At 69.9% G+C, this 24,816-nt stretch carries 19 protein-coding genes; 11 read left to right on the forward strand and 8 right to left on the reverse strand.

Annotation, left to right across the window (positions count from 1 at the left end; translation table 11 throughout):
* The first annotated feature begins 88 nt into the window (after window positions 1-88).
* The 9 genes from guaB to Q0V34_RS08040 all read left to right on the forward strand — a co-directional run bounded on the left by guaB (window position 89) and on the right by Q0V34_RS08040 (window position 13,046).
* Window positions 89-1,552 carry an IMP dehydrogenase gene (gene guaB / locus Q0V34_RS08000; RefSeq protein WP_297510302.1) on the forward strand — a complete coding sequence of 488 codons (1,464 nt, stop codon included), beginning with the start codon at window positions 89-91 and terminating at the stop codon, window positions 1,550-1,552.
* Window positions 1,553-1,555: 3 nt separating this feature from the next.
* Window positions 1,556-1,951, forward strand: a complete 396-nt coding sequence (locus Q0V34_RS08005; RefSeq protein WP_297510304.1) for an MAPEG family protein — start codon at window positions 1,556-1,558, stop codon at window positions 1,949-1,951.
* Window positions 1,951-3,228, forward strand: coding sequence for an RsmB/NOP family class I SAM-dependent RNA methyltransferase (locus Q0V34_RS08010; protein ID WP_297510307.1), 1,278 nt, complete (start codon window positions 1,951-1,953; stop codon window positions 3,226-3,228). The genes Q0V34_RS08005 and Q0V34_RS08010 overlap by 1 nt, the downstream gene beginning before the upstream one ends.
* A 31-nt stretch (window positions 3,229-3,259) precedes the next feature.
* Window positions 3,260-4,822, forward strand: coding sequence for a glutamine-hydrolyzing GMP synthase (gene guaA, locus Q0V34_RS08015; protein WP_297510310.1), 1,563 nt, complete (start codon window positions 3,260-3,262; stop codon window positions 4,820-4,822).
* A gap of 245 nt (window positions 4,823-5,067) precedes the next feature.
* Window positions 5,068-7,059, forward strand: coding sequence for a TonB-dependent receptor (locus Q0V34_RS08020; protein WP_297510313.1), 1,992 nt, complete (start codon window positions 5,068-5,070; stop codon window positions 7,057-7,059).
* A 96-nt stretch (window positions 7,060-7,155) separates the two neighbouring features.
* Entirely contained in the window at window positions 7,156-7,737 is a 582-nt protein-coding gene (locus Q0V34_RS08025; protein ID WP_297510316.1) for an RNA polymerase sigma factor, read from the forward strand.
* On the forward strand, window positions 7,712-8,665 hold the full coding sequence (locus tag Q0V34_RS08030) for a FecR family protein (protein WP_297510318.1): 954 nt from the start codon (window positions 7,712-7,714) through the stop codon (window positions 8,663-8,665). The genes Q0V34_RS08025 and Q0V34_RS08030 overlap by 26 nt, the downstream gene beginning before the upstream one ends.
* 118 nt (window positions 8,666-8,783) lie before the next feature.
* Window positions 8,784-11,846, forward strand: a complete 3,063-nt coding sequence (locus Q0V34_RS08035) for a TonB-dependent receptor (protein ID WP_297510321.1) — start codon at window positions 8,784-8,786, stop codon at window positions 11,844-11,846.
* A 93-nt stretch (window positions 11,847-11,939) separates the two neighbouring features.
* Entirely contained in the window at window positions 11,940-13,046 is a 1,107-nt protein-coding gene (locus tag Q0V34_RS08040) for a pectinesterase family protein (protein WP_297510325.1), read from the forward strand.
* A gap of 12 nt (window positions 13,047-13,058) precedes the next feature.
* On the opposite strand, the gene Q0V34_RS08045 is transcribed toward Q0V34_RS08040, so the two are convergent.
* The 6 genes from Q0V34_RS08045 to Q0V34_RS08070 form a co-directional block, all read right to left on the reverse strand.
* Window positions 13,059-13,292 carry a DUF2061 domain-containing protein gene (locus Q0V34_RS08045; protein ID WP_297510327.1) on the reverse strand — a complete coding sequence of 78 codons (234 nt, stop codon included), beginning with the start codon at window positions 13,290-13,292 and terminating at the stop codon, window positions 13,059-13,061.
* 124 nt (window positions 13,293-13,416) lie between these two features.
* On the reverse strand, window positions 13,417-14,307 hold the full coding sequence (locus Q0V34_RS08050; RefSeq protein ID WP_297510330.1) for a manganese catalase family protein: 891 nt from the start codon (window positions 14,305-14,307) through the stop codon (window positions 13,417-13,419).
* A gap of 137 nt (window positions 14,308-14,444) precedes the next feature.
* Window positions 14,445-15,632 carry an MBL fold metallo-hydrolase gene (locus Q0V34_RS08055; protein ID WP_297510333.1) on the reverse strand — a complete coding sequence of 396 codons (1,188 nt, stop codon included), beginning with the start codon at window positions 15,630-15,632 and terminating at the stop codon, window positions 14,445-14,447.
* 4 nt (window positions 15,633-15,636) lie between these two features.
* Window positions 15,637-18,012 carry a TonB-dependent receptor gene (locus tag Q0V34_RS08060; RefSeq protein WP_297510336.1) on the reverse strand — a complete coding sequence of 792 codons (2,376 nt, stop codon included), beginning with the start codon at window positions 18,010-18,012 and terminating at the stop codon, window positions 15,637-15,639.
* Between the two features lie 93 nt (window positions 18,013-18,105).
* Window positions 18,106-19,071 (reverse strand): FecR family protein, encoded by a 966-nt coding sequence (locus tag Q0V34_RS08065; RefSeq protein ID WP_297510340.1) that lies wholly within the window; start codon window positions 19,069-19,071, stop codon window positions 18,106-18,108.
* Complete coding sequence (locus tag Q0V34_RS08070; protein WP_297510342.1) at window positions 19,037-19,636, reverse strand: RNA polymerase sigma factor; 600 nt, start codon at window positions 19,634-19,636, stop codon at window positions 19,037-19,039. The genes Q0V34_RS08065 and Q0V34_RS08070 overlap by 35 nt, the downstream gene beginning before the upstream one ends.
* A 133-nt stretch (window positions 19,637-19,769) precedes the next feature.
* Here Q0V34_RS08070 and Q0V34_RS08075 point away from each other — a divergent pair, with 133 nt between their 5' ends.
* Complete coding sequence (locus tag Q0V34_RS08075; RefSeq protein ID WP_297510345.1) at window positions 19,770-20,360, forward strand: hypothetical protein; 591 nt, start codon at window positions 19,770-19,772, stop codon at window positions 20,358-20,360.
* Between the two features lie 10 nt (window positions 20,361-20,370).
* A complete protein-coding gene (locus Q0V34_RS08080) occupies window positions 20,371-21,546 on the forward strand; it encodes a zinc-dependent alcohol dehydrogenase (protein WP_297510348.1) in 1,176 nt (391 codons plus the stop codon).
* A 37-nt stretch (window positions 21,547-21,583) separates the two neighbouring features.
* On the opposite strand, the gene Q0V34_RS08085 is transcribed toward Q0V34_RS08080, so the two are convergent.
* A complete protein-coding gene (locus tag Q0V34_RS08085) occupies window positions 21,584-23,473 on the reverse strand; it encodes a heparinase II/III family protein (RefSeq protein WP_297510352.1) in 1,890 nt (629 codons plus the stop codon).
* Window positions 23,474-23,605: 132 nt separating this feature from the next.
* Entirely contained in the window at window positions 23,606-24,802 is a 1,197-nt protein-coding gene (locus Q0V34_RS08090; protein ID WP_297510355.1) for an LptF/LptG family permease, read from the reverse strand.
* Window positions 24,803-24,816: the final 14 nt, after the last annotated feature.

Genomic DNA, 24,816 nt, shown 5'->3' on the forward strand with positions numbered 1-24,816 from the left:
CGCGAAACGCCTCTCCAAATTCTCATCTCCAGCGGGTCGACAACCGCCGGCCTCGCGGCTATATCCGCGCCGCAAAATGGAGACTCCGATGGAGATTCGCGAAGGGCTCACCTTCGACGACGTTTTGCTCGAACCCGGCCCGTCTGACGTCATGCCGACCCAGGTGACGACCGAGACCCGGTTCACGCGTGAAATCAGTCTGAACATTCCCCTGGTGTCCGCCGCCATGGACACCGTGACCGAGAGCCGGCTGGCCATCGCCATGGCTCAGGCCGGCGGTCTCGGCATCCTGCACCGCAACCTGACCAATGACGAGCAGGCCGACCAGGTCCGCGAAGTCAAGCGGTACGAAAGCGGCATGGTCATCAATCCGCTGACCATCCATCCCGACACCACCCTGGCCGAGATCCGCGAGATCACGGCCCGCCGCAAGATCTCGGGCTTCCCGGTGGTCGAGCGCGGCTCGGGCAAGCTCGTGGGCATCGTCACCAATCGCGACATGCGCTTCGAGGGCGATCCCAGTGTTCCGGCGTCGGCGATCATGACCCGCGAGAACCTGGTCACCGTGCCCGAGGGCGTCGACCAGGCCGAGGCCCGCGAACTGCTGCGCAAGCACAAGATCGAGCGGCTGATCGTCGTCGACGAGGCCTATCGCGCCGTCGGTCTGATCACGGTCAAGGACATCGAGAAGGCCCAGGCCCACCCGCTGGCGGCCAAGGACGACAAGGGCCGCCTGCTGGTCGGCGCGGCCTCGACGGTCGGCGACGCCGGCTTCGAGCGCTCGATGAGCCTGGTGGACGCCGGCGTGGACGTGGTCGTGATCGACACCGCCCACGGCCATTCCAGCCAAGTCGCCGCCGCCGTCTCCCGGCTGAAGCGCGAGGCCAACCGCGTCCAGATCGTGGCCGGCAACATCGCCACCTACGACGCCGCCCGCGCCCTGATCGACGCCGGCGCCGACGCGGTGAAGGTGGGCATCGGGCCGGGCTCGATCTGCACCACCCGCATCGTCGCGGGCGTGGGCGTGCCGCAGCTGACCGCCATCATGGAGGCCGTCCGCGCCGCCAAGGAGAGCGGCACGCCGGTGATCGCCGACGGCGGCATCAAGTATTCGGGCGACCTGGCCAAGGCCATCGCCGCCGGGGCCTCCACGGCCATGATGGGCTCGATGTTCGCCGGCACCGAAGAGGCGCCCGGCGAGGTGTTCCTGTACCAGGGCCGCTCGTACAAGAGCTATCGCGGCATGGGCTCGGTGGGGGCCATGGCCCGCGGTTCGGCCGACCGCTACTTCCAGAAGGAAGTGACCGACAGCTTCAAGCTCGTGCCGGAAGGCATCGAGGGCCAGACCCCGTTCAAGGGCCCGATCTCGCCGGTGCTGCACCAGCTGGTCGGCGGCTTGCGCGCGGCCATGGGCTATGTCGGGGCCGCGACCATCCCTGAACTGCAAAAGCGCGCCAAGTTCGTGCGCATCACGGGCGCTGGCCTGCGCGAGAGCCACGTCCACGACGTGATGATCACGCGCGAGGCGCCGAACTATCCGAGCGCGGTCTAGCCGATGCGGATGGCGTTCGAGCTGCAGATGGTGGCGGCGGCGGTCCTGATCGGGATCGTCCACCTGGTCTGGGCGGCCGCGGCCGCCCAGCCGCAGCGCGGCTTGAAATGGAACGCCGGTCCGCGCGACGAGGCCATCGTCCTGACGGGCGTGGCCGGCCGGCTCGAACGCGCCTTCGCCAATTTCCGCGAGACCTTCCCGTTCTTCGCGGCCCTGGTGGCCGTCGACTATCTGGGCGGACGGCTGGGCGACCTGACAGCCTATGGCGCGGCGCTCTACGTCGTCGCGCGCGCGATCTATATCCCTCTCTACGCCTTCGGCGTGCCCTACCTGCGTAGCCTGGTCTGGGTCGCCTCCATGGCCGGGATCCTGATGCTGCTCGCGGCCCTGGTGGTCTGATGCGCGATGGCGGGCGGGTTTCGGCGGCGATCGAGGTTCTGACCGAGATCGAGACGCGGCATTTTCCGGCCAAGATGGCGCTGAAGCGCTGGGGCGAGACGGCGCGCTACGCCGGCTCCAAGGACCGCGCCTTCGTCTCCGGCCTGGTCCTGGACGCCCTACGCCGTAAGCGTTCCCTGGGCTGGATGATGGGCGATCCCAGTCCGCGCGGCGTCATGCTGGGCGTCCTGGGCTTCGTCTGGCGCTGGACGCCGGACCGGATCGCCGAGGCCGCCTCCGAGGAGCACGGCTTTGGCGCGCTGACCGATGTCGAGCGCGAGCGCCTGGCTGGCCCGGTCAGTCTCGACGACGCGCCCGCGCCGGTGGCCGGCGACTATCCCGACTGGCTGGAGAAGCCTCTGGCCCGCGCCTTGGGCGCCGACCAGGCCGTCGAGATGCGGGCGTTGTCCGAGCGCGCGCCCGTAGACCTGCGGGTCAACACGCTGAAGACCGACGCCGAGCGCGCCGCCAAGGCCCTGGCGCCGATCCACGCCGCGCCGACGGGCGTTCTGCCCAACGCCTTCCGAATCCCCGCGCCCGACGCGGCCGACCGCACGCCGTCCGTGGAAGCGGTGCCCGCCTTCTCCAAGGGCTGGTTCGAGGTGCAGGACCTCGGCTCGCAGATCGCCGCGGCCGTGGCGGGCGAGGTCAAGGGCAAGCAGGTGCTGGACTTCTGCGCCGGCGGCGGCGGCAAGACGCTGGCCCTGGCGGCGGCCATGGGCAATACCGGCCAGATCTTCGCCCACGACAGCGATGCGCGGCGTTTGGCCGATACGATCCGGCGCGGGCAGAGGGCAGGGGTCCGCAACCTGCAGATCCGCTCGCCGATCGAGGCCACGCCGCTCAAGGGCCTGGAAGGCAAGATCGACGTCGTCTTCGTCGACGCGCCCTGCACCGGCTCGGGCACCTGGCGTCGCCACCCCGACGCGAAATGGCGCCTGTCGCCCGACCAGCTGGCCAAGCGCCAGATCGAGCAGGACAGCGTGCTGGAGGACGCCGCGACCTTCGTGAAGGCCGGCGGCCGGATGATCTATGTCACCTGCTCGCTGCTGACCGAGGAGAACGAGGATCGCGTCGCCGGCTTCCTCGAACGCCACCCCGAATTCACCGCCAGACCGATCAGCTTGCCGGGCGTCGACCACGTCACCCCGGAAGGCTATCTGCGCCTGACCCCTTATCGCGCCGGAACGGACGGCTTCTTCGCCGCCGTGCTGGAGCGCGCCTCGTATACGCCCTGACCTTGAACGCCCGACCGCTGGAGCCTTGCCGATGACCCCCGAACCCCACCACCAGCGCGTCCTGATCGTCGACTTCGGCAGCCAGGTGACCCAGCTGATCGCGCGTCGGGTGCGCGAGGCCGGCGTCTATTGCGAGATCCATCCGTTCGACAAGGCCGAGGCGATCGTCGACGACTATCAGCCCGCCGCCATCATCCTGTCGGGCGGCCCGGCCAGCGTGCTCGAGGCCGACAGCCCCCGCATCGGCCGCAAGCTGTTCGATCTGGGCCTGCCGATGCTGGCCATCTGCTACGGCCAGCAGCTGCTGTGCGACGTCCTGGGCGGCAAGGTCGAGGGCGGCCACGCCGGCGAGTTCGGCCGCGCCGAGCTGACCGTCGGCAAGGTCAGCCCGCTGTTCCAGGGCCTCGCCGGCGTCGGCGAGCTGGAAACCGTCTGGATGAGCCACGGCGACCGCGTCACGGCGATCCCGGAGGGTTTCGAGGTCATCGCCACCTCGACCGGCGCGCCGTTCGCCGCCATCGCCAATGACGACAAGAAGATCTACGCCCTGCAGTTCCACCCCGAGGTGTACCACACCGTCAACGGGGCCAGGATGTACCGGAACTTCCTGTTCAACATCGCCGGGCTGAAGGGCGACTGGACCATGGCCGTCTTCCGTCAGGAGATGATCCAGAAGATCCGAGACCAGGTCGGCTCGGGCAAGGTGATCTGCGGCCTGTCGGGCGGGGTCGACAGCTCGGTGGCCGCCGTGCTGATCCACGAGGCGATCGGCGACCAGCTGACCTGCGTGTTCGTCGACACGGGCCTGCTGCGCAAGAACGAGGCCGACCAAGTGGTCACCCTGTTCCGCGACCACTACAACATCCCGCTGGTCCATGTGGACGCCGGTGAGCTGTTCCTGGGCGAGCTGGCCGGCGTCACCGACCCCGAGACCAAGCGCAAGACGATCGGCCGCCTGTTCATCGACGTCTTCGACAAGGAGGCCGCCAAGATCGACGGCGCGGAGTTCCTGGCCCAGGGCACGCTCTATCCCGACGTTGTGGAAAGCGTCTCGGCGCGCGGCGGCCCCTCGGCGGTGATCAAGAGCCACCACAATGTCGGCGGCCTGCCGGACTACATGAAGCTGAAGCTGGTCGAGCCGCTGCGCGAGCTCTTCAAGGACGAGGTCCGCGCCCTGGGCGTCGAACTGGGCCTGGCGCCGGCCTTCGTCGGCCGCCACCCGTTCCCGGGCCCTGGCCTGGCCATCCGCATCCCCGGCGAGATCACGCCCGAGAAGGTCAAGGTGCTGCAGGACGCCGACGCCATCTATCTGGAAGAAATCCGCAACGCCGGCCTCTATGACCAGATCTGGCAGGCCTTCGCCGTGCTGCTGCCCGTGAAGACGGTCGGGGTGATGGGCGACGCCCGCACCTACGAGAACGTCCTGGCCCTGCGCGCCGTGACCTCGACCGACGGCATGACCGCCGACTTCTTCGAGTTCCCCTGGGCCGTGCTCGGCAAGACCGCCACGCGCATCATCAACGAGGTGCGGGGCGTCAACCGCGTGGTCTACGACGTGACCTCCAAGCCGCCCGGCACGATCGAGTGGGAGTGACGGAGCGTCCCTTCGGGATCTTCGCGGTCGTGTGTTGGATCTTCCGGTCCGGCCGCGCGCTTGACCTCGGTTGATCGTCGCGGCGCGGGCTTGGATGGAAAATTCGCTTCTTCGGCTCTCCGGCGTCCCTGACCGGGCCGGCGGCCAGTCGCCGTTTGAAACAAGGCGCGGCCCGTGCGATGGCGTGACGCGCGCCGCCGAACGGCGAGCGGCGATCATCGCCTGTCCTCCCCGCGCGAAACGATATGCTTGACGCCCCGCAGTCCCCCGTCACCGCGCCTTACGTCGCGGCCATTGTCGTCGAGGCGCCTCGGTTGCCGCCGTTGGCGGGGCAGGAGGCCTTCTCCACCGCCGCCTACGACGCCGCCCGACTCGGCGCGGCGGCGCGGCTCGACGATGTCCTGAAGACCACGCCGGGGGTTTCCCTGTTCCGTCGCACCGGCAGCGACGCGGCCAATCCCACCATCCAGGGCTTGTCGCTGCGCGGCGTCGCGCCCTCGGGCGCCGGGCGCGCGCTGGTCACGCTGGACGGCGCGCCGCAGAACGATCCGTTCGGCGGCTGGGTCATCTGGACCGCTCTGCCAGGAGAGGGTTTGTCGGGCGCGACGATCGTGCGCGGCGCGGGGGCCGGACCTTATGGCGCGGGGGCCCTGACCGGCGTGGTGGCGCTGCGCGAGAGGGCGGCGGGCGGCGGCCTGACCAGCCTCTCCGTGCAAGGCGGCCAGCGCGACAGCTGGCGCGGCGCCGGGACGTTCGGGACCGACCACCTGCTGCTCACCGCCAGCGGCTCGCGAACCGACGGCTATCGCCCGGCGCGCGGCGCGGCGGCCGGCGCGGCCGATACGCCCACGACCCTGGCGGACGGCGCGATCGCCGCCCGGATTCAAGGCCGCGTCGGCGGCGCGCGCTGGGCCGCGCGCCTTGGGGCCTACCAGGAAATCCGCGGCGCGGGCCTGTTCGGCGCGAAATCGAACGCGGTCGGGACCTCGCTGGCCGTCACCGTGGCCACCGACCACTGGCGCGCTCAGGCCTGGGCGCGGACCAGCGACCTGGAGAAAACCTCCGTCGCGGTGGCGGCCGGCCGGAGCGCCACTACGCCCGCCAACGACCAATATTCGACCCCCGCCAGCGGCTATGGCCTAAACGCCGCGTGGCAGGCCAGGACCGGCGACTGGTCGTGGGAGCTGGGCGGCGATGTCCGCGCGGCGGAAGGGCGGACGCATGAGCGTTTCCGCTACCTGAACGGGGCCTTTACCCGCCAACGCACGGCCGGGGGGCGGACGCTGGTCGGCGGGGCCTATGCCGAGGGCGCCTATGCCCGGCCCGACTTCTCGCTGGCGATCGGCGCGCGCCTGGACGGCTGGCGATCCTATGGCGGGGTCCGACGCGAGCGCGACGCCGCCACGGGCGCGCTGACGCTCGACGCGCCGCCCGCCGAGGCCTCGGGCGCGACGCCGACGGCCCGCGTCGGCTTGCGCCAGCGCCTCGCGGGCCCGACCTGGTGGCGCGCGGCCGCCTATGCCGGCTTCCGGCCGCCGAGCCTGAACGAGCTTCACCGGCCGTTCCGGGTGGGCAACGACGGCACCGAGGCCAATGGCGCGCTCCGGCCCGAAAGACTGTACGGCGTCGAGACCGGGCTGGCCGGCGAGGGCGCCACGCGCTGGAACCTGGGCGTCTTCTACAACCGGGTCGAGGACCCCATCACCAATGTCACCATCGGCATCGGTCCGGGGACCTTTCCGATCGCGGGCGTCATTCCGGCTGGCGGCGTGCTGCGCCAGCGTCGGAACGCCGGGGCGATCAACGCCTACGGTCTGGAAGGCGACGTGGCCGCCGAGCTCTCGCCGGCCTGGACGGTCCGCGCGGCGGTGTCGGCGACGCGCGCGCGGGTCGATGGCGGAGCGGCCGCCGCCCAACTCACCGGCAAGCGTCCCGCCCAGGCGCCGGCCCTTACCCTGACCAGCGGCGCGCGCTGGAGACCGATGGACCGCCTGAGTCTCGACGCCGACCTGCGCTACGAAAGCAAGCGGTACGAGGACGACCTGAACCAGCGGGTCCTCAAGGCCGGAACCAGCCTTGACCTTCGGCTTGGCTGGGCCTTGTCGCCGGGCCGCGAGCTCTATCTGGCGGCGGAAAACGCGCTCGACGCCAGACTGGCCGTCGCCCAGACGGCGGACGGCGTCACCAGCTACGCCGCGCCGCGTGTCGTCCAGGTCGGGTTCTCACTCCGCCGTTAGCGGACCCAGGCGCGCGCCGTGAATTTCCCCTGACGGAATTTGCTCGGCCGCGCATCGCTTCGTGTAAGACCAAGAAAACCCCAAGCGGGAGGAACGGTGTCGGAAGGACGCGCGCGCATGGTGGCGTGGCTGGGGCGGGAGATCCTGCCCCACGAAGCGTCCGTGCGCGCTTGGCTTCGCCGCTCGTTCGCCGCCGCCGGCGACGTCGACGACATCATTCAGGAGACCTATTGCCGCTTGGCCGCCCTCGCTAGCATCGAGCACATCACCGAGCCGCGCGGGTACTTTTTCCAGGCCGCGCGCAGCGTCGCCCTGGAGCAGATCCGCCGGGCCCGGGTGGTCCGGATCGAAACGGTCAGCGAGATCGAGGCGCTGGATCTGGCGCTGGAAGATCCGTCGGCCGAGCGCATCGTTTCGGGCCGTCGCGAGCTGGAGCGGGTGCGCGGCCTGATCGCCGCGCTGCCGGATCGCTGCCGCAGGATCTTCGAGCTGCGCAAGATCGAGGGCGTGTCCCAACGGGAGATCGCCCGCAGGCTCGGGGTTACCGAGCACGTGGTCGAGAACGAGGCGGTGAGGGGACTACGCGCCATCCTCGCGGCGATGAGCGAACAGGACGCGCGCTCGCGCGCGCCCGGAACCGGAGAGAGGACCGATGGTCGAACGCGAAAGCGCCGCTGACATCGAGGCGGCCGCCGCCCGATGGGTGGTGCGCGTCGACCGCGACGGCCAGGACGCCGATCTCCGCGCCGAGCTGGAGGCTTGGCTGAGCGGCGACCGGCGGCGCGTCGGCGCCTATGCCCGCGCCGAGGCCGCCTGGAGCCATCTCGATCGCGCCAGCGTGCTGGCGGTCGACGGCGAGGCGGCGCGGCGACGGACGCCGCCGCTCCGCCGACGGGGTCTGCTCGCCGGGTTCGGCGCGCTGGCGGCCGGCGTGGCGGCCGCCGTCGTGGCGCCGGGCCTGCTGGCTCGCCGCTACGGGACCGCCTTGGGCGAGATCCGCCGCGTGCCGATGGCCGACGGCTCGGTCGCGGCGATCAACACCGACTCCGAGGTCGAGATCGCCCTGCGGCCTCGGATGCGGGCCGTGAAGCTGGAGCGCGGCGAGGCCTGGTTCGCCGTCGCCAAGGATCCTGGTCGGCCCTTCGTGGTCGAGAGTGGCCCGGTGCGGGTGCGCGCGGTCGGCACCGCCTTCTCGGTGCGCAAGCGCGAGGGCGGCAGCGACGTGCTGGTCACCGAGGGCGTGGTCGAGGTCTGGACCCAGGACGGCGGCGCTCCGCCGCGACGCGTGAGCGCCGGCGAGCGGGTGTTCGCCGCCAATGACGTCGGCGTCCTGGCGCCGCCGAGCGCCGACGCCGATCTCGCGCGCCAATTGGCCTGGCGGGAGGGCCAGATCGTGCTGGACGGCCAGACCCTGGCCGAGGCCGCGGCCGAGTTCAACCGCTACAACGACCGCAAGATCAGGATCGCTGACCCGCGCCTGGCCGACCAGCGGTTCGTCGGATGGTTCCGCACCAATGATCCGGAAGGCTTCGCCGAGGCCGCCGCGACCACCTTCAACGGCAAGGTCAGCCAGACCGGCGGCGCCATCGTGCTGCGAGGCGGGTAAGCGGGCTCGCGAAAAAAAAGTCGAAGATTTGTGACGGAAACCGGTTTCCGCCGCATCGGTTCAGACAGGCGCTCCGAGAAGCGCCGTTTGAACGAATCCCAAGGGAGGGCGTGTCCGGATGTCACTGCGTAATCACACCACCAAATCCTGCCTGATGCTGGCCGCTGGAGCCACGACCCTGCTGGTCGCGGCCGGCGCGCACGCGCAAGTGCGCACCTTCGACGTGGCCGAGCAGCCCGCCGCGACGGGCATTCCCCAGTTCGGCAAGCAGGCCGAGTTGCAGATCCTGGCGCCGCAGGGCGCCGTTCAAGGCAAGCGCGTCAACGCCGTGCGCGGCGCCTATACCGTCGAGGAAGGCCTGGCGCGCCTGCTGCGCGGCGCCGACCTGACCGTCGTCTCCAACAATGGCCGCACCGCGGTGCTGGGCCAGGCCGCCTCGCTGCAGCTGGCCTCGACCGCGCCGATGCCGCTGATCGCCGCCCAGGCCGCCACGCCCGCCGCCGCGCAGGAGCCCGAGGCCGCCGCCCAGGTCGAGGCTGTCGTCGTCACCGGCTATCGCGCCAGCCTGCAGAGCGCCATGAACCTGAAGCGCCGGGCCAGCGGCGTGGTCGACGTCATCAAGGCCGAGGACATCGCCGACTTCCCGGACGCCAACCTCGCCGAGTCGATCCAGCGCGTGCCGGGCGTGTCGATCGCCCGCGACGCCGGCGAGGGCCGCCAGATCACGGTCCGGGGCCTGGGGCCCCAGTTCACCCGCGTCCGCATCAACGGCGTCGAGGGGCAGAGCACCACCAGCGGCACCGACAGCTCCGGCGGCGCCAACCGCAACCGCGCCTTCGACTTCAACGTCTTCGCCTCGGAGCTCTTCAACAGCATCACCGTGCGCAAGACCGCCTCGGCCCAGACCGAGGAAGGCTCGCTGGGCGCGACGGTCGACCTGCAGACCGGCCGGCCGTTCGACTACAAGGGCGCGACCCTCGTGGTGTCGGCCCAGGAAGGCTATAACGACCTCTCCAAGTCCTGGGACCCGCGCCTGGCGGTCCTGGCCTCGGACACCTGGTTCGACGGCAAGCTCGGCGCGCTGGTCTCGCTGGCCTACACCAAGCGTGAGCTGCTGGAAGAGGGCCACGGCTCGGGCGGCTGGCTGAACGGTACGGAGGTCGGCGGCTTCAACAAGGCCTCGCCCTTCGCCCAGGCCAGCTCGGCCTCGGTGTTCACCCCGCGCTTCCCGCGCTACGGCCGCCTGACCCATAACCAGGAGCGCCTGGGGATCACCGGCTCGTTCCAGATGCGGCCGGACGACAAGACCCTGATCGGGCTCGACGTGCTGTATTCGGACTTCAAGGCCACTCGCCGCGAGAACTGGCTGGAAGCGCTGTCGTTCGCCCGCAACGCCTCGCAAGGCGGCCGTCCGGAGATCATCGCCCGCGACGGCGTCGTCAACGCCAAGGGCGACATGGTCTACGGCCTGTTCGACGACGTCGATATCGAGAGCGAGACCCGCTTCGATCGCCTCGACACCAAGTACAGCCAGGCCACCTTCACCGCCGAGCACGAGTTCGGCGACCGGCTGAAGGTGAGCGGCCTGGTCGGCTTCTCGAAGTCGGACTTCGACAACCCCGTCCAGACCACGGTGATCCTGAACCGCGAGAACTCGGACGGCTTCTCGTACGACTACCGCGTCAATCCGAACCTGCCGTCGATGAACTTCGGCTTCGACGTCAATGATCCGCTGGCCTACAACTTCGGCGCGGCCCGGTCCGAGATCCGGTTGCGTCCGCAGGGCGTGGTCAACAAGATCGGCACGGCCCAGCTGGACGGCGACTATCGCCTGAACGACAACCTGCACCTGAAGGTCGGGGTCAACTTCAAGACCTACAACTTCGACTCCCACGCCCTGGCGCGCGTCAACGAGTCCGTGGTGCCGACCCTGCCGGCCGGCGTGACCCTGGCCAGCCTGACGACCCTGGTCTCCGGCTTTGGCCACAACCTGGGCGCCAAGGGCGTGCCGACCAGCTGGACCGCGCCGGACCTCGACGCCTTCGCCAAGCTGTTCAACATCTACAGCGGCACGGGCCTGTTCGAGCTTTCGGGGGCGACGAACTCCAACGCCCGCGGCAACATCCGCAGCGTCGAGGAGAACGACAGCGCCGCCTACGCCCAGCTGGACTTCCGCACCGACAATTTCGCCTGGCCGATCCGGGGCGACATCGGCGTCCGCTACGTCAAGACCAAGCAGAGCTCGACGGGCTATCAGCTGGTGGCGGGCGCGGCGCAGCAGACCACCGTCAAGCGCGACTATGACGACATCCTGCCGGCCCTGAACCTCACGGCCGAGGTCACGCCCGACTTCCTGCTGCGGTTCGGCGCCGCCAAGGTGATGACCCGTCCGAACCTCGGAAGCCTGACCCCCGGCGGCAGCCTGTCGACGGTGGGGGTGTTCAGCGTCAGCTCGGGCAACCCCTATCTGAAGCCGATCCGCGCGACGACCTACGACCTGTCGGCCGAGTGGTACTTCGCCAAGGACGCCCTGCTGTCGGTCGGCCTCTTCTACAAGAAGATCGACAGCTATATTCAGACCTCGCGGATCTCGCAGCCGTTCAACGCCTCGGGCCTGCCGGTCAGCCTGCTCGACGGCCTGGGCGTCTCGGCCGGCGACACCTTCCTGTTCAGCCAGCCGGTCAACACCAAGGGCGGCCCGCTGAAGGGCGTCGAGGTCAGCTACCAGCAGCCGTTCAGCTTCCTGCCGGGCGTCCTGCGGCACACCGGCGCGATCTTCAACGTGACCCTGGTCGACTCCAAGATCGACTACATCTCGGCCCGCTCGCCGACCGGCTTCGTGCAGAACGATCTCGTCGGCCTGTCGAAGAACGCCTTCAACGCGACGCTCTACTACGAAGACGAGAAGTTCAGCGCCCGCGTGTCGGCGGCCTATCGCGACAAGTACCTGACCGCCGTGCCCAGCGGCACCAGCACCAACGACATCGACGGCGTGCGTTCGATCACCACCGTCGACGCCTCGGCCTCCTACGCGATCAACAAGCGTCTGAAGCTGACCTTCGAAGGGCTGAACCTGACCGACGCGTTCAACAACCAGTACACCGACAGCGTGCGTGACAGCGTCTACGTCTATTCGCACACCGGCCGGCAGTTCAATTTCGGCCTGCGGTACGCGTTCTAGGGTCGGGCCCATACGAGAATCCTCCTCCCGAGGACTCCAGGGCGTCGGCTGTCCTCCCGGCCGGCGCCCACCCCCTTTTCGAAGAGAGGCGTCATGTCGCTGACCGTTCCCTCCCGCCGCGACGTGCTGGCCGGCGCGGCCGCGCTGGCGCCGTCCTACGCCCTGGCGGCGCCGCGCTACGACGCGGTGCTCTGGCGCGGTCCGGGACGCGCGCCCGTCGACGCGCCGGCCTTCGACCGGCTCTCGGCGGCGATCGCCGCCGCGCCGAGCGCGGGCCGGCGGCCGTTCCGGATCCTGGTCACGCGGGGCCTGTGGGACGAGCAGGTCGTTGTCGACAAGCCGTTCGTCCATCTGATCGGCGAGGACCGGGAGGGCTCGGTGATCAGCCACCTGGCCGCCTCGGGCCTGACCGCGCCGGACGGCAAGCGCTGGGGCACGTTCCGCACCCCGACCCTGTTCGTCCGCGCGCCGGATTTCGCCGCCCGCGACCTGACCATCCAGAACGCCTTCGACGGCCTGGCCGAGATGACAAAGGTCGGCGGACTGCATTCGCATGATGGCGCGGGGCCGCAGGCGGTGGCGCTGATGCTGGACAAGGGCTCGGACCGCGCCCGGTTCAGCGGGGTCGACCTGCTGGGCTATCAGGACACGCTGTTTCCGGACGCCGGCTCCAGCCTCTTCGAGCGCTGCCTGATCACCGGCAGCTACGACTTCATCTTCGGCGCGGGCCGGGCCTATTTCGAGCGCTGCGAAATTCGATCGCGGCCCCGGCCGGCGGACCCCGTCGACGGCTATATCGTCGCGCCCAGCACGCCGATCGACCGGCCCTTCGGCTTTGTTTTCCGGAACTGTCGTCTGACCAAGGAGACGGGCGTGCGCAAGGGCTCGGTCTATCTGGGCCGTCCGTGGCGGCCCTCCAGCCAGTTCGTCGACGGCCGCTACGGGGATCCGAAATATGTCGGCATGAGCGCGTTCCTCGACTGCTGGATGGACGACCACATCGCCCCGGCCGGCTGGACGGAGATGTGGTACACCGGCAAGGACGGCAATCCGCGCACGATGCTTCAGCCCGAGGAGGCTCGGTTCTGGCAGTATCGTCCCAGCGGACCGGGCGCGGGCCCGTTTCCGCGTGGCCGATGGCTCACGCCCGCCCAGGCTCGGGCGATGACCAGAGCCAAGGTCCTGCCCGACATGGCGTGAGCCCAAGGCCGCCTATGACGCCGGTTCCGGGCCGTGGGCGTGTCCGCACAGGGGGGCGACCTTGATGTCGCCGGCTTTTGACCAGCAGCGCTCATGCACGACGAAGGCCAAGGTCTGCACCAGCGGTTCGACCACCCCCACGGCCAGCGCGATGCGCCAGTCGTGGGTGAGGACGAAGGCCACCGTGACCGCCACCGTCAGGTGCATCACACCATAGGTGCAGGTCTTCATCAGGGTGCGGTTCATCGGCGTGAGCCCCTAGAGCCTGTCTGTTTCGAATGGAGTCATTCGAAACAGATAAACAGGCTCGCTTTCTAACATTTAGAGCGTGCTAGCCGCCGAAACCGCTCACAGTTTCGGCTAGCACGCTCTAGGCTTGGTCCTGGGACGCGGCGGACAGGGCGCCGAGCTCGGCCCCCGTGGTCGGGTCGGCGGTCGGGTCGGACTGGGTCCGGGCGGCCATGGCCTCCAGGATCTGGGCGTCCTCGGCCGCCACCTCGACGGTGGCCAGGCCATCGCCGCCATCGACCGCGGCCTGGGCGTCACGGTCGCTCACGACCTGCCAGTTCTCGCCGGAGTTCCAGGAGCCCTGGGCGTCGCCGTCGCCCTGCGACATGTCGTAATAGACATCCGTGAACTCGGGCTTGCCCGGCAGCTTGCCCGGCGGGAAGTGGTCGTCGATCGCGTACAGCGCCTTTTCGAAGGACTTCTGGTGAGCGATCTCGCGCGTCATCAGAAAGCCGAGCGCGTCCTTGATGCCGGGGTCGTCGGTGATGTTGATCAGCCGCTCATAGACGATCTTGGCCCGGCTTTCGGCGGCGATGTTGGAGCGCAGGTCGCAGGTGGGCTCGCCCCGGCTATCGACATAGGCGGCCGTCCACGGCACGCCCGAGGAATTGGTCAGGGCCGGGCCGCCGCCGTACAGGATCGCCTGGGTGTGGCTGTCGCCGCCCTGGGTCAGCGAGATATAAAGCTCGGCCTCGGACATGGCCGCCTCGGCCAGCTGACCCTTGGCGCCCTTGTTGAGCATGGCGACAATGCTGCCGATGACCTCGAGGTGGCTGAGCTCCTCGGTCGCGATATCGAGAAGCATATCCTTGCGGCCAGGATCATCCTCGCCAAGACCTTGCGTGAAATAGCGCATGGCCGCGGCCAGTTCGCCGTCCGGTCCGCCAAACTGTTCCAGAAGCAGGCTCGCGAGAACCGGGTTCGGTTCCGACACGCGCACAGTATATTGCAGCCGCTTGTTGTGCATAAACATATGTTATGTCTCCGCCTTCTATCCATTTTCAGGAAAATGTATTGAAGACGGAAGGTCTCAGGCCGTCGTCGGTTCCGACTGTGACGTTGTCCATTCTCGAAAACAGGCGCGTCGCCAGCGCCGCCTTTGGCGGGCGATCAGCGCCCCGAAGCATCCCGGGGACCCCAGGTCGACAGGACGCGGTCGTCCTCGTCGCGATTGTCGGTGACGACCACGCGGTAGCCGGTCCCGCCGGGCGCGACGCGGACGATCACATGGCCCTCGCGCGCGGTAAGGCGATCGGTCAGCCACTTGTGGGCCAGTTCGTTGGCGGGGGAGAGACCGGTGGCGAACACCGCGCGCTCGCCTGGATAGAGACGCGGGCTCAGCATCCGTTCCAGGGCGTCGGGACTGGGGTGGGCGGCGTGCCAGGCGGGGATGATCCAGGCGCGCGGCCGCAGCGCTCTGACCACGTCGGCCCCGGTCGCGTCGAACATGCCGTGGTGCGCGGCCACGGCGACATCGACCGGCCCGGCGGCCTTGGCGGCCGGCGTCTCGGCGTCGCGCCAGGGCAGGGCGCCGTCGAGGCTGTCGCTGGTCAGGTCGCCGGCCGCGAAATAGCCGAAGGCGCCGTAGCGCAGCCGGATCGCGGCCGAGCAAGCGTTCTCGTCCGGGATGTCGGCGGCCGCGAGCCGCGCGACCGGCGGGAACAGGCGCCGGGTCCGGCTTCCATGACCGGTCCAGACCTCGCCATTGGCGGCGAGGTTGCGGATCTCGACGCCGGGGAAGACGAACTGGTCGGCGGCGCCGACCCTGAAGCGCTCGACCCTGCCGCCGGCCTGAACGCGGGCGCGGACCATCGCCACGTAGTTTCGCGCGAACGGCGCGGTCGAGGGTTGCGGATAGGCGTAGTCGGGATAGGCGCGGTCCACCCACAGGCCGATCGGCAAGGCGGCGGCGACGTCGGCCAGGCCGTCGACGTGGTCCGGGTGAAGGTGAGTGACCAGAAGAGCGTCCAGCTTGGCCGCGCCCGTGGCGGCGAGATGGCGCCGGGCGTAGCGGCCGATCCACTCGCCGGGGCGGCGCGCGCCGCTGGGACGGGGGTCCAGGCTGGCCGGCGTCGGAGTCTCCGATGCGCCCGCGTCGATCATCAGGCTGGACCCGTCCGGCCCGATGATCAGCGTCGAGTCGCCCTTGCCCGTGGCGATGTGGTGGATGTCGAGGCCGCCGCGCCGCCAGGGGCGCAGCGGCCGGCCGGCGACGTCCGCCTCATCCGGAGCCGGCCCGGCCGCGCCCAGGGCCAGGGCGCCCAGCAGCAGGCCGCGCCGGGTGGTCGCCGCCGCCATCGGCTCAGAACCGCGCCGACAGCATCAGGCCATAGGTGCGCGGCTCGCCCAGATATTCGGCCAGCACGCCCTGGGTCGACGAGGTCAGCAGATAGTCGACGTTCCCCAGGTTCTTGGCCCAGGCGGTCAGCTTCCAGCGGCCGTCCTGGCTCTCATAGCCCAGCGAGAGGTTGGTCAGGGCGTAGCCGTCGATATGCAGGTTCGGATCCTTGGTCGCGCCGGTGTAGTAGCTGCCCAGATAGGCCCAGCTGATCGCGCCGATGACATAGCCCGCCCCGTCCAGCGGGATCCGCGCGTCGGCCGCCGCCGAGGCCTTGTCGCGCGGCGACGAGCCGAGCGGATTGCCGGTGTTCACCGCGCCGCCCGGAATGACGAAATTGTCGTAGCGGGTGTCCAGGCGGCCGTAGCTGGCGGCGAGGTTCAGCCAGGACACAGGCCGCCAGGTCGCTTCGAGCTCCGCGCCCTTCACCGTCGCGCGGGCCGCGTTGGTGATGGTCAGCACCCGGGTCAGGTTGTTGAAGAACAGCTCCTGCTTGTCCTTGTAGTCCATGTGGAACACCGAGGCGTTGATCCGCAGCGTGTCGGCCAGCCACTGCGATTTGACGCCCAGTTCGTAGTTGGTGACCGTCTCCGGATTGAACGGCTGGGTCAGGGCCGACAGGGTCGCCGCGTCGGTGTTGAAGCCGCCGGCCGTGTAGCCGCGCGTGACGCTGGCATAGGCCTTGAGCTCTTCGCGCGGCGACCAACTCAGCACCGCGCGCGGGGTCAGCTGGCTCCAGTCGGCCTTCAGGTCGCGGGCGGCGAAGCTGCCGGTCGCCGGCCGGACGAAGTCTGTGCGCAGAAGCGAGGCGGTCTTCTCGTCGTGGGTGTAGCGCGCGCCGACCGTCAGGTCGAAGCGGGCCGGCAGGTGCAGGGCGCCGTCGACGAAGGCCGCGTAGCTCCGGGTCTTCACGGCCTGGTCGGTCAGGACGTCCGACGCGGTCGCGCCGGTGATCGCGGCCAGGCCCCGCGTGCGCAACTGCCGCTTGGCGTCCTCGTCGGCGAAATAGGCGCCGACCACCAGGTCGCCGCGCGACCATTTGGGACTGGCCCAGCGGATCTCCTGCGAGAACAGGCCGACATCGTCGACGTCGCGGTTGACGCTCTGGCTGTTGGTGCCGGTCAGGAAGAGGTAGCTGGTTCCGGTGCCGGAATAGTCCTCGCCCGACTGCGACCAGCGATAGCCGGTGATCGAGGTCACCTGGCCGACCGGCGCCGTCCAGTATACCCGCGCCGAGGCGCCCCACTGGTTGCGGCCGAAGTCCTGGACATAGCCGAGTTCGGAGGTGCGGCGGTTCCCGTCCGAGCCCGCGCCCTTCGACGACAGCGTGCGGCCGCCGTTGTGGTCCTCGCCATAGTCGGCGCCCAGCAGCACCTCGACCGTGTCGCTGGCCCGCAGACGCGCCTGGGCGCGAAGGTTGCGGCTGTCGAGATCGTCCTGCTGGCGGCCGGTCAGGCGGTCGCGGCCATAGCCGTCGTGCCGCTTGAGCGAGCCGGCCAGCCGAAAGGCGGCGTTCTGGCCGAGCGGCAGGTCGACCCGGCCGTCGACCTGCTTGAGCGCGTAGTCGCCGGCCCCGACGCGGACCGAGCCGCCGGCATCGCCGAAGCCGGGCTTGCCGGTGTCCAGCACGATGGCCCCGCCGGTGACGTTGCGGCCGAACAAGGTGCCTTGCGGCCCCTTGAGCACCTGCACCGAGTTCAGGCCATAGAGCTCGAAGCTGGCGGCGCTGTTGCGCGGGATGAAGAGGTCGTCGATCACCACCGCGACCGGCTTGTTGGCGCCGATCTGGGTGAAGGTGTTGGTGGCGCCGCGGATGGCGATGGTCGGGCTGGACTGGCTGAAGGACGAGACCAGCAGGCCCGGCGTCAGGCGCGAGATGTCGCGCAGGCTTTCCAGCCGATAGGTCTCGACCGCGCGGCCCGAGAAGGCCGACAGCGAGATCGGCACGCGCTGGGCGGCCTCCTCGCGCTTCTGAGCGGTGACGATGATGGTGTCGAGGGCGGTCGGCTCGGCCTCCAGGCTGGCGGTCTGCGTCGCCACGCGCCGCAGGACGATGACGCCGTTGCTGTCGGAGACGATCTCCAGGCCCGTGCCGTCGATCAGCTTGCGCAGGGCCGCGCGGGCGTCCATCGCGCCCTTCAGCGCCTGGGTGCGGACGCCTTCCAGGCCATCGGCCGGCGCCACCACCTGCAGGCCGGCTTGCCGCGCGAAGGCCGAGATCGCGGCCGCCGCGCCCTGGGCCGGCACGTCGAAGGTGCGTTGCTGGGCCGCCGCCGGCATGGCGCAGGCCAGGACGGCGAGGGCGGCCGCGCCGCTCGCCAGGGTTTGCTTGCAGATCATCGCTTTCGCCCCGAAATCCGCCGGTCCCGCGCCGGCCTCAAGGGGGTTGAGCCTTCGGCTCGAAACTCCCGCCATGCCGATCCGGAAAAAAGTTCAGCCGCGGTCCAGGCGCACGCCATCGGCCTGGGGCGTGGCCTTCAGGCCCAGGCTCAGCGCGGCGGCCTTGGCGAAGCCGTCCGGGTCGCTGGCCGAGAAGAGGCCGGTCATCTTCAGCCGCGCCACGGCCGGGTCGGCGATGACGATGCGACGGTCGGAATAGCGGGCGAACTCCTCGGCCGCCTGGCCCAGGGTCAGGCCGTCGAGGTCGATCTGTCCCTGCCGCCAGGCCAGCGCCCGGTCGACCGCCGCCGAGCCGACGGCGGCGGGCGTCAGAGGGCCGGCGGCCGCGACCTGCAAGACGTGTTCGGCTGTCAGCCGCACCGGCTGGCCTCGCGCGCCGCGCCAGACCTCGACCACGCCCTCGCGCACGACCACCCCGACCTGGCCGTCGGCGTGGGCGCGCACGGTGAAGCTGGTGCCGACCGCGCGCACGCGCACATCGCCCGCCACCACCACGAAGGGGCGCGCGCGGTCCTTGGCTACGTCGAACAGCGCCTCGCCGCGCAGCAGGTCCACCCGCCGGAGCTTGCCGTCGAAGGCCGCGCGGATGGCCGTGTCGGTGTTCAGGGTGACGGCCGAGCCGTCGCTGAGCGGTGCGCGGCGGATGTCGCCCTTGCTGGTGGTCACGCGGCCCCGCAGGCCGAGCGCGCCGTAGCCGACGGCGCCCACCACCGAGGCGGCGGCCAGCAGGCCACCGGTCGCCAGCAGTCGTCGCCGATCGGCGGCGCGGGCGGCGGGATGAGCGGAGGGCGAGAAGTCGGCGCCCAGGCCGCGCGCGCGGTCCAGATGGGCGCTGACGGCCAGGGCCTTGGCGTAGGCGCCGGCCCGCCGGGGGTCCTGCGCCGCCCAGGTCTCGAGGGCGGCCTGGTCCTCGTCCGACAGCGGCCCCCGATCGACGCGCGCGGCCCAGGCGGCCGCGGCCCTGTCAATGTCGGCGCTGCTTTCGCGGATCGGTGTCAAATTCGTCCTCGGCGTCACGGTTCCTAGATGCCTGGAAGCGTCCGTTTCCGCCACGTCCCATTGCGTTCATCAGCACGCCGACGCCTTTTCCGACGTGCTTCTCGACGGTGTTTTCCGAAATCCCCATCCGCCGCGCCACCTCGCGCTGCGAGAGGCCGTGCACCTTGCGCAGGGTGAAGGCCTCGCGGCACTTGGCGGGCAGGCCGGCGATCAGGGCGGCGATGCGTGACAGCTCCTGGCGGTCCGACGTCACCGTCTCGGGAGAGGCCTCGGCGCTGGGCGGATCCAGGCTCTCGATCTCGGCCAGCGCCTCGAAGGCGACGACGCGGCGGCGGCGCAGGGCGCGCAGCACCACCGACTTGGCGACCTCGAACATGTAGGTGCGCGCATTGACGATGTGATCGACGGCGGGGAGGGCGGCCAGGATCGCATAGGTCTCCTGGACGATGTCATCGACCTCCAGCCCGGCCAGCGGGCGCCGCGACAGCCAGGCGCGCAGAGCCGGCTCGTGCGGCAAGGCGTTGCGCGCCAGCCAGATCGCCCGCTCGTGAGAGGCCAAGGTCATGGTGAGGGTTTGCTAACAGCAGATTGTGACACCTGGCCATAGGGCGGGCCCGAGCAACAAATGGCGCCCGTCCGAACGCATCCTAGCGCCCCGCGATCTCTGACCATCACCGAACTCAATCCGGAGATGGATCATGTCGCTCGACGAACCCGCCGCCTCGGCGTCCCGGCCCCGCAAGCGCTCAGGCCCCGATCAGGCGGATGGGAGCCGGCCGGCCGAAGCCAGAAGCTGGGGTGCGCGGGCGACGTCCGAGACGACCACGACCCGTCAAGCGGTCTCGCCCCGCAAGACCTTCCGGTTGCCGGGCGGCAAGACCATGACCCTGTCCACGGACCGGGTGCGGGCCAAGCCGGCGGTGACCCCGCAGGTGTCTTTCATGCTGGGCCAGAACGGCATCGGCCTGGGCCTGTGGGGCCTGCTGGCGCCCAAGGGGGTCAACCGCTTCCTGGGCCTGAAGGGATCGCCCCAGTCGACCCAGCTGCTGTTCGGGGCGCGGGAAATGGCCACCGGCATGGCCCTGTTTTCCGATCCGACCAAGTCCAGCGCCCTGTGGGCGCGGGTGGTCGGCGACATGTTCGACATCGCCGTCCTGCGGGGTCTGACCCGCCGGACCAATCCCCAGCATCGCAACGCCCGCCTCGCGTTGGGCGTGGTGCTGGTCGTCACCGCCCTGGACGTCGTCGCCGCCGTGCGGATGTCCGGCGTCAAGCGCAATTGCGAATAGGAGAGGTCCCATGAAGGCGATCTGCTGGCAGGGGAAGAAGGACCTGCGTTGCGAGGAAGTGCCCGATCCGATCATCGAGGATCCCAAGGACGCGATCATCCGCGTCACCTCCACCTGCATCTGCGGGTCGGACCTGCACCTGATGAACGGCTTCGTCCCCACCATGTGCGTCGGCGACGTCATGGGCCACGAGCCCATGGGCGAGGTGGTCGAGGTCGGTCCCGAGGCCAGGGCCAAGGGCCTGAAGGTCGGCGATCGCGTCGTCGTGCCGTTCCAGATGACCTGCGGCGAGTGCGAGCAGTGCCAGGCCGGCAACTATTCGGTCTGCCAGGTGACCAACCGCAACGCCGACCTGGCCAAGGCCTTCTTCGGCGACACGACGGCGGGGCTCTTCGGCTATTCGCACATCACCGGCGGCTATGCCGGCGGCCAGGCCGAATACATGCGCGTGCCGTACGCGGCCACCACGCTTGTGAAGGTCCCTCAAACGGGGGCGGACGAGAAGTATCTGTTCCTCAGCGACATCCTGCCGACGGGGTGGCAGGCGGCGGCCTTCGCCGACATCCAGCCCACCGATACGGTCGCCGTCTGGGGCTGCGGCCCGGTGGGCCTGTTCACAATCCAGTCGGCGATCGTCCAGGGCGCCAAGCGGGTGATCGCCATCGACGACGTCCCCGAACGGCTGGCCCTCGCGGCGGGCCTGGGGGCCGAGATCCTGGATCGGAGCCAGGTCAAGGTGCTGCCGACCCTCAAGGAGATGACGGGCGGCCACGGTCCGGAAAAGTGCATCGACGCCGTCGGCCTCGAAGCGCACGGGCCGACCCCGGTGCTCGAAATGATCGACCGCGCGCAGACGGCGCTGAAGCTGGAGACCGAGCGCCCGATCGCGCTGCGCGAGGCGATCATGGCCTGCAAGGCCGGCGGCATCGTCTCCGTGCCGGGGGTCTATGGCGGCCTGTCGAACATGGTCCCGATGGGCGCCTTGATGAACAAGGGACTGACCATGCGGGCGGGGCAGACCCATGTCCGGCGCTGGACCGATGACCTGCTGCGCCGCATCGACGAAGGCGAGATCGATCCCACCTTCCTGATCACCCACACCGTGCCCCTGGGCCGCGCGCCCGAGATGTACAAGACCTTCCGCGAAAAGAAGGACGGCTGTGTCAAGGTGGTGCTGAAGCCTTGATGGCCGCGCCCCCGATCGACGCGGGAGCTGAAGGGCGCTAGGGGCGGACGGGCTCGTATCTCACCCGGATGTAGCCGCTTTCACTTGGAGCCGTCAGCGCGATGGCGACACGGGTGAAGCTCAGGCCCTCCTCGTTCGAGTGTTCCGCCCTCAAGGTCCAGGGGGCGGAAGACTCGATGCGCGCCAGCAGGTGCTCGTTCCCGCGCCATAACTCCAGCGAGTCGTCGGGGTTCCGCTTCCAGTCGCCAAGCGTCGTGATGGCCGCCTCGAACGTCGCCGGGGCGGTGAACTGGAAGGCGTCGGTGATGCTGATCGCGCCGCCGTTCTTCCGATCGTGGACCAGGGTTCGGGTCAGCGCGCGCAGCGTCGGAACGGCGTAGGCGTCGGCCATGTCGATGGTGATCTCGTCCGTCTCGTCGGTGAAGCGCGTCGAGATCACCCGCGGCTTGATCTTGTCGGCCTCCCCCTGCAAAGCCCCCGCCACGACCGGGACGGGGTGACCCCACGAGCTTATGCCCGGGATCGAATAGCGGTCGGGGCCGAAGGTCTTGGCCGAATACTGAGTCTTGCCGACATCGCCCACGGGCTGCTCGTCGCCGAGCCCCACGGTATAGGCGCCGATGTCGTTATGGCTGTGATTGCCGTTGCCGCCCGCCTTGATCGACACGGCCAGCTTGTCGCCGGGCGCGGGTCGCGACACCAGGACCCCGGCCGACGCGAAATAGCCGCGCGGGCCGCCGCCGTCCGCCGCGCGCCGAGCGCCGCCGCCGACGGGCTTGGGCGTCACGAAGAGCAACAGGGCCGCCTTGGCCAGGGGCGCGTCGTTGCCGGACTGTCCGCCGTCGATCCTGACCGACGCCAGATGCTGGTCCTGGCCCAGGTTCAGCGCGTCGTTGGCGTAGGCCCTGGTGAAGGCGTCCATCCGCGTGTTGGGCGCGGCGTCGCCGAAGGCGGCGATGTTGCCGGGCAGCATCTCGATGCGGTCGCCGTACAGGGCGATCTCGCGGACTTTCGGATCGGCGAACAGGTCCAGTTCGCCGCCGGTGGCTTCGATCAGCATCTCGCGCAAGGCCACGAAGTGCGAGAAGCCGTAGTTCCAGTAGCCGGGGCCTTCGCTGCTGTATCCGTCCGGGCCGAACCCCGCGACATAGTTGCGGATGTAGACCTCGGCGCCGGCCGCGAAGAGCGCCCGGTCCGTCCGATCCGGCAAGACGGTCAGGGCGGCGTCGACCACGCCCTTCAGGCAGACGGCGTTCCAGTTGTGGTCCGCGCGCAGCCAGAAGTGATCGCGGTTCGCGCCCACGAGGCTCTTGCGCACCGGGTCGAACACCCGCTGGTTCAAGGCGGACAACGTGCGCTGGCGCAAGTCCGGCGGAAGCCAGTCTCCCAGCATGTACAGCGCCTGCGCCAGATCGTGGGCGGTGTCGGCCGCCAACAGGTCCACCTCGAAGTTCTGGTCGCGAAGGTTGCGCAGGCCCCTGTCGTGCGCGGGCCAGGTCCAGGTCGGCTGGCTGTCGAGCTCCGCGACCGCGCGCTGGATGGCGGGCAGGAAACGGCCCTTGCCCTCCACGCATTCGGCGACCACCAGCGGATAGAGCCACGCCTTGCGGGCGTTCATCATCCGCTCGCCGTTGGGCCGCGCGCCGTCGCGGCTGTATTCGAGATAGAGCGCCTGATCCCACGGCGGGAAATCCTGTGTCAGCAGCTTTTCGGCCGCTTTCCGGACCTCGGTGGTGCGACGCTCGACCACCGCCGAGGTCCAGGCCTCGCGGTTGGCGCAGGGCGGGCCAAAGCCCCTGGGCTGTTCAGGAAGTCGAGAGGAGAGGGCGGCCACGCGCTCGGCCGGGATCTCGGATAAACCCGCGGCGGCGGTCGGCCCGGCGAGGAGCGGCGAGAAGGCCAACGCAACGAAGACGGACTTCCACATCTCGGGCTCCTCGCCGACGCGAGACGGCGGTCTGTCCGCGCGGCGCCAGGAAAACAAAGCCCCGAAGCATCCGCCGCGCAAGGCCGGCGCTAGCGTGGGGGGGGGGAAGATCAGGCGATCGGGTCCCGGTCTTCAGGACGTCGCCGGGCGCTTGCCGAACGCGCGGGCGATGGCGGCGAAAACGCCGGCGATGCGCTCGGCGAGCCAGCTGACCGGGTTCTCGCCCGGCCGGCGGCGGCTCGTCGTCCAGGTCGTCACGCACGCGGCCGCGAACAGCGCGGCCGGTCCGCCCACGGTCAGGATCGCGGGAAGGCCGGCGGCCGAAACCGTCGCCTGGCCCAGGATCATCGAGGTCTCGAACAGGAACAGCAGCACGCCGCCGGTGGCCATGGCCGATCCCGAGCCCGCGCGCTTGGCGCTCAGCCCGAACGGCACCGCCAGCAGCGGCAGCAGCGGCAGGATCAGCGCGCGCGCGGAACGCGAATAGAGCTCGGCCAGCAGGGTCTGGCGGGGCAGGGTGGGGGTCTGTCGGCCAAAGCCCTGCTGCGCCAGCTCCACCAAGGTCAGTTCGCTCACGTCGTCGCCGCGCAGCCGCAGCAGCTTGTCGGCCTGCGACACCGGCAGGTCGAAGCTGAAGCGCTTGAAGTCTGCGACATAGACCTGGGCCTCGCGCGTGGTGCTGACTTGACGGCCGTCGCTCAGCTCGAGGGTGACGGTGCGATCGCCGGGATCCTTGCGCACCCGCGCGGAGACCGCCGTCAGCACGTCCTCGCGCGCGTCGGGACCGATCTTACGGATGAAGACGTGCCGCAGCTGGCGACCGCTCGCGTCCGCTTCGTCGGCGGTCAGGAAGATGTCCGAACCAGCGACCAGCAGCGCCTTGGGCCGCACGTCGCCGTTCCACCCCGCGTTGGCGGCGGCGTGCAGCACGGCGTGATAGGCGTAGCGGCTATAGGGCTGGATGAAGCCGAACAGCAGGACGCTGAAGGTCATCAGCGCCAGGCCCAGGGCGACGAACGGCGCGGCGAAGCGGCCCAGCGAGATGCCGCTGGCCAGGATCGCGTCGATCTCCGAGCTCTTGTTGAGGCTGTTGACCACCACGAACAGCCCGATGAAGAAGCCGCCCGGCAGGGTCAGGCCCACATAGTGGGGCACCAGATTGACCAGCAGCTCGGTCAGGTACTTGAAGCCCTCGGTGGTCTCCGAGAGCAGTTGGAAGGAGCGCATCAGGCGCTCCATCAGGAACGCCACCATCGTGCTGAGCAGCACGGCGCTCATCGGGGACAGGGTCCGCCGGAGGAGGTAGCGGTCGAGCGTGGTCGCGATCATGGTCGTTCCGCGTC

This window comes from uncultured Caulobacter sp., from assembly GCF_947036865.1.
GTDB lineage: Bacteria > Pseudomonadota > Alphaproteobacteria > Caulobacterales > Caulobacteraceae > Caulobacter.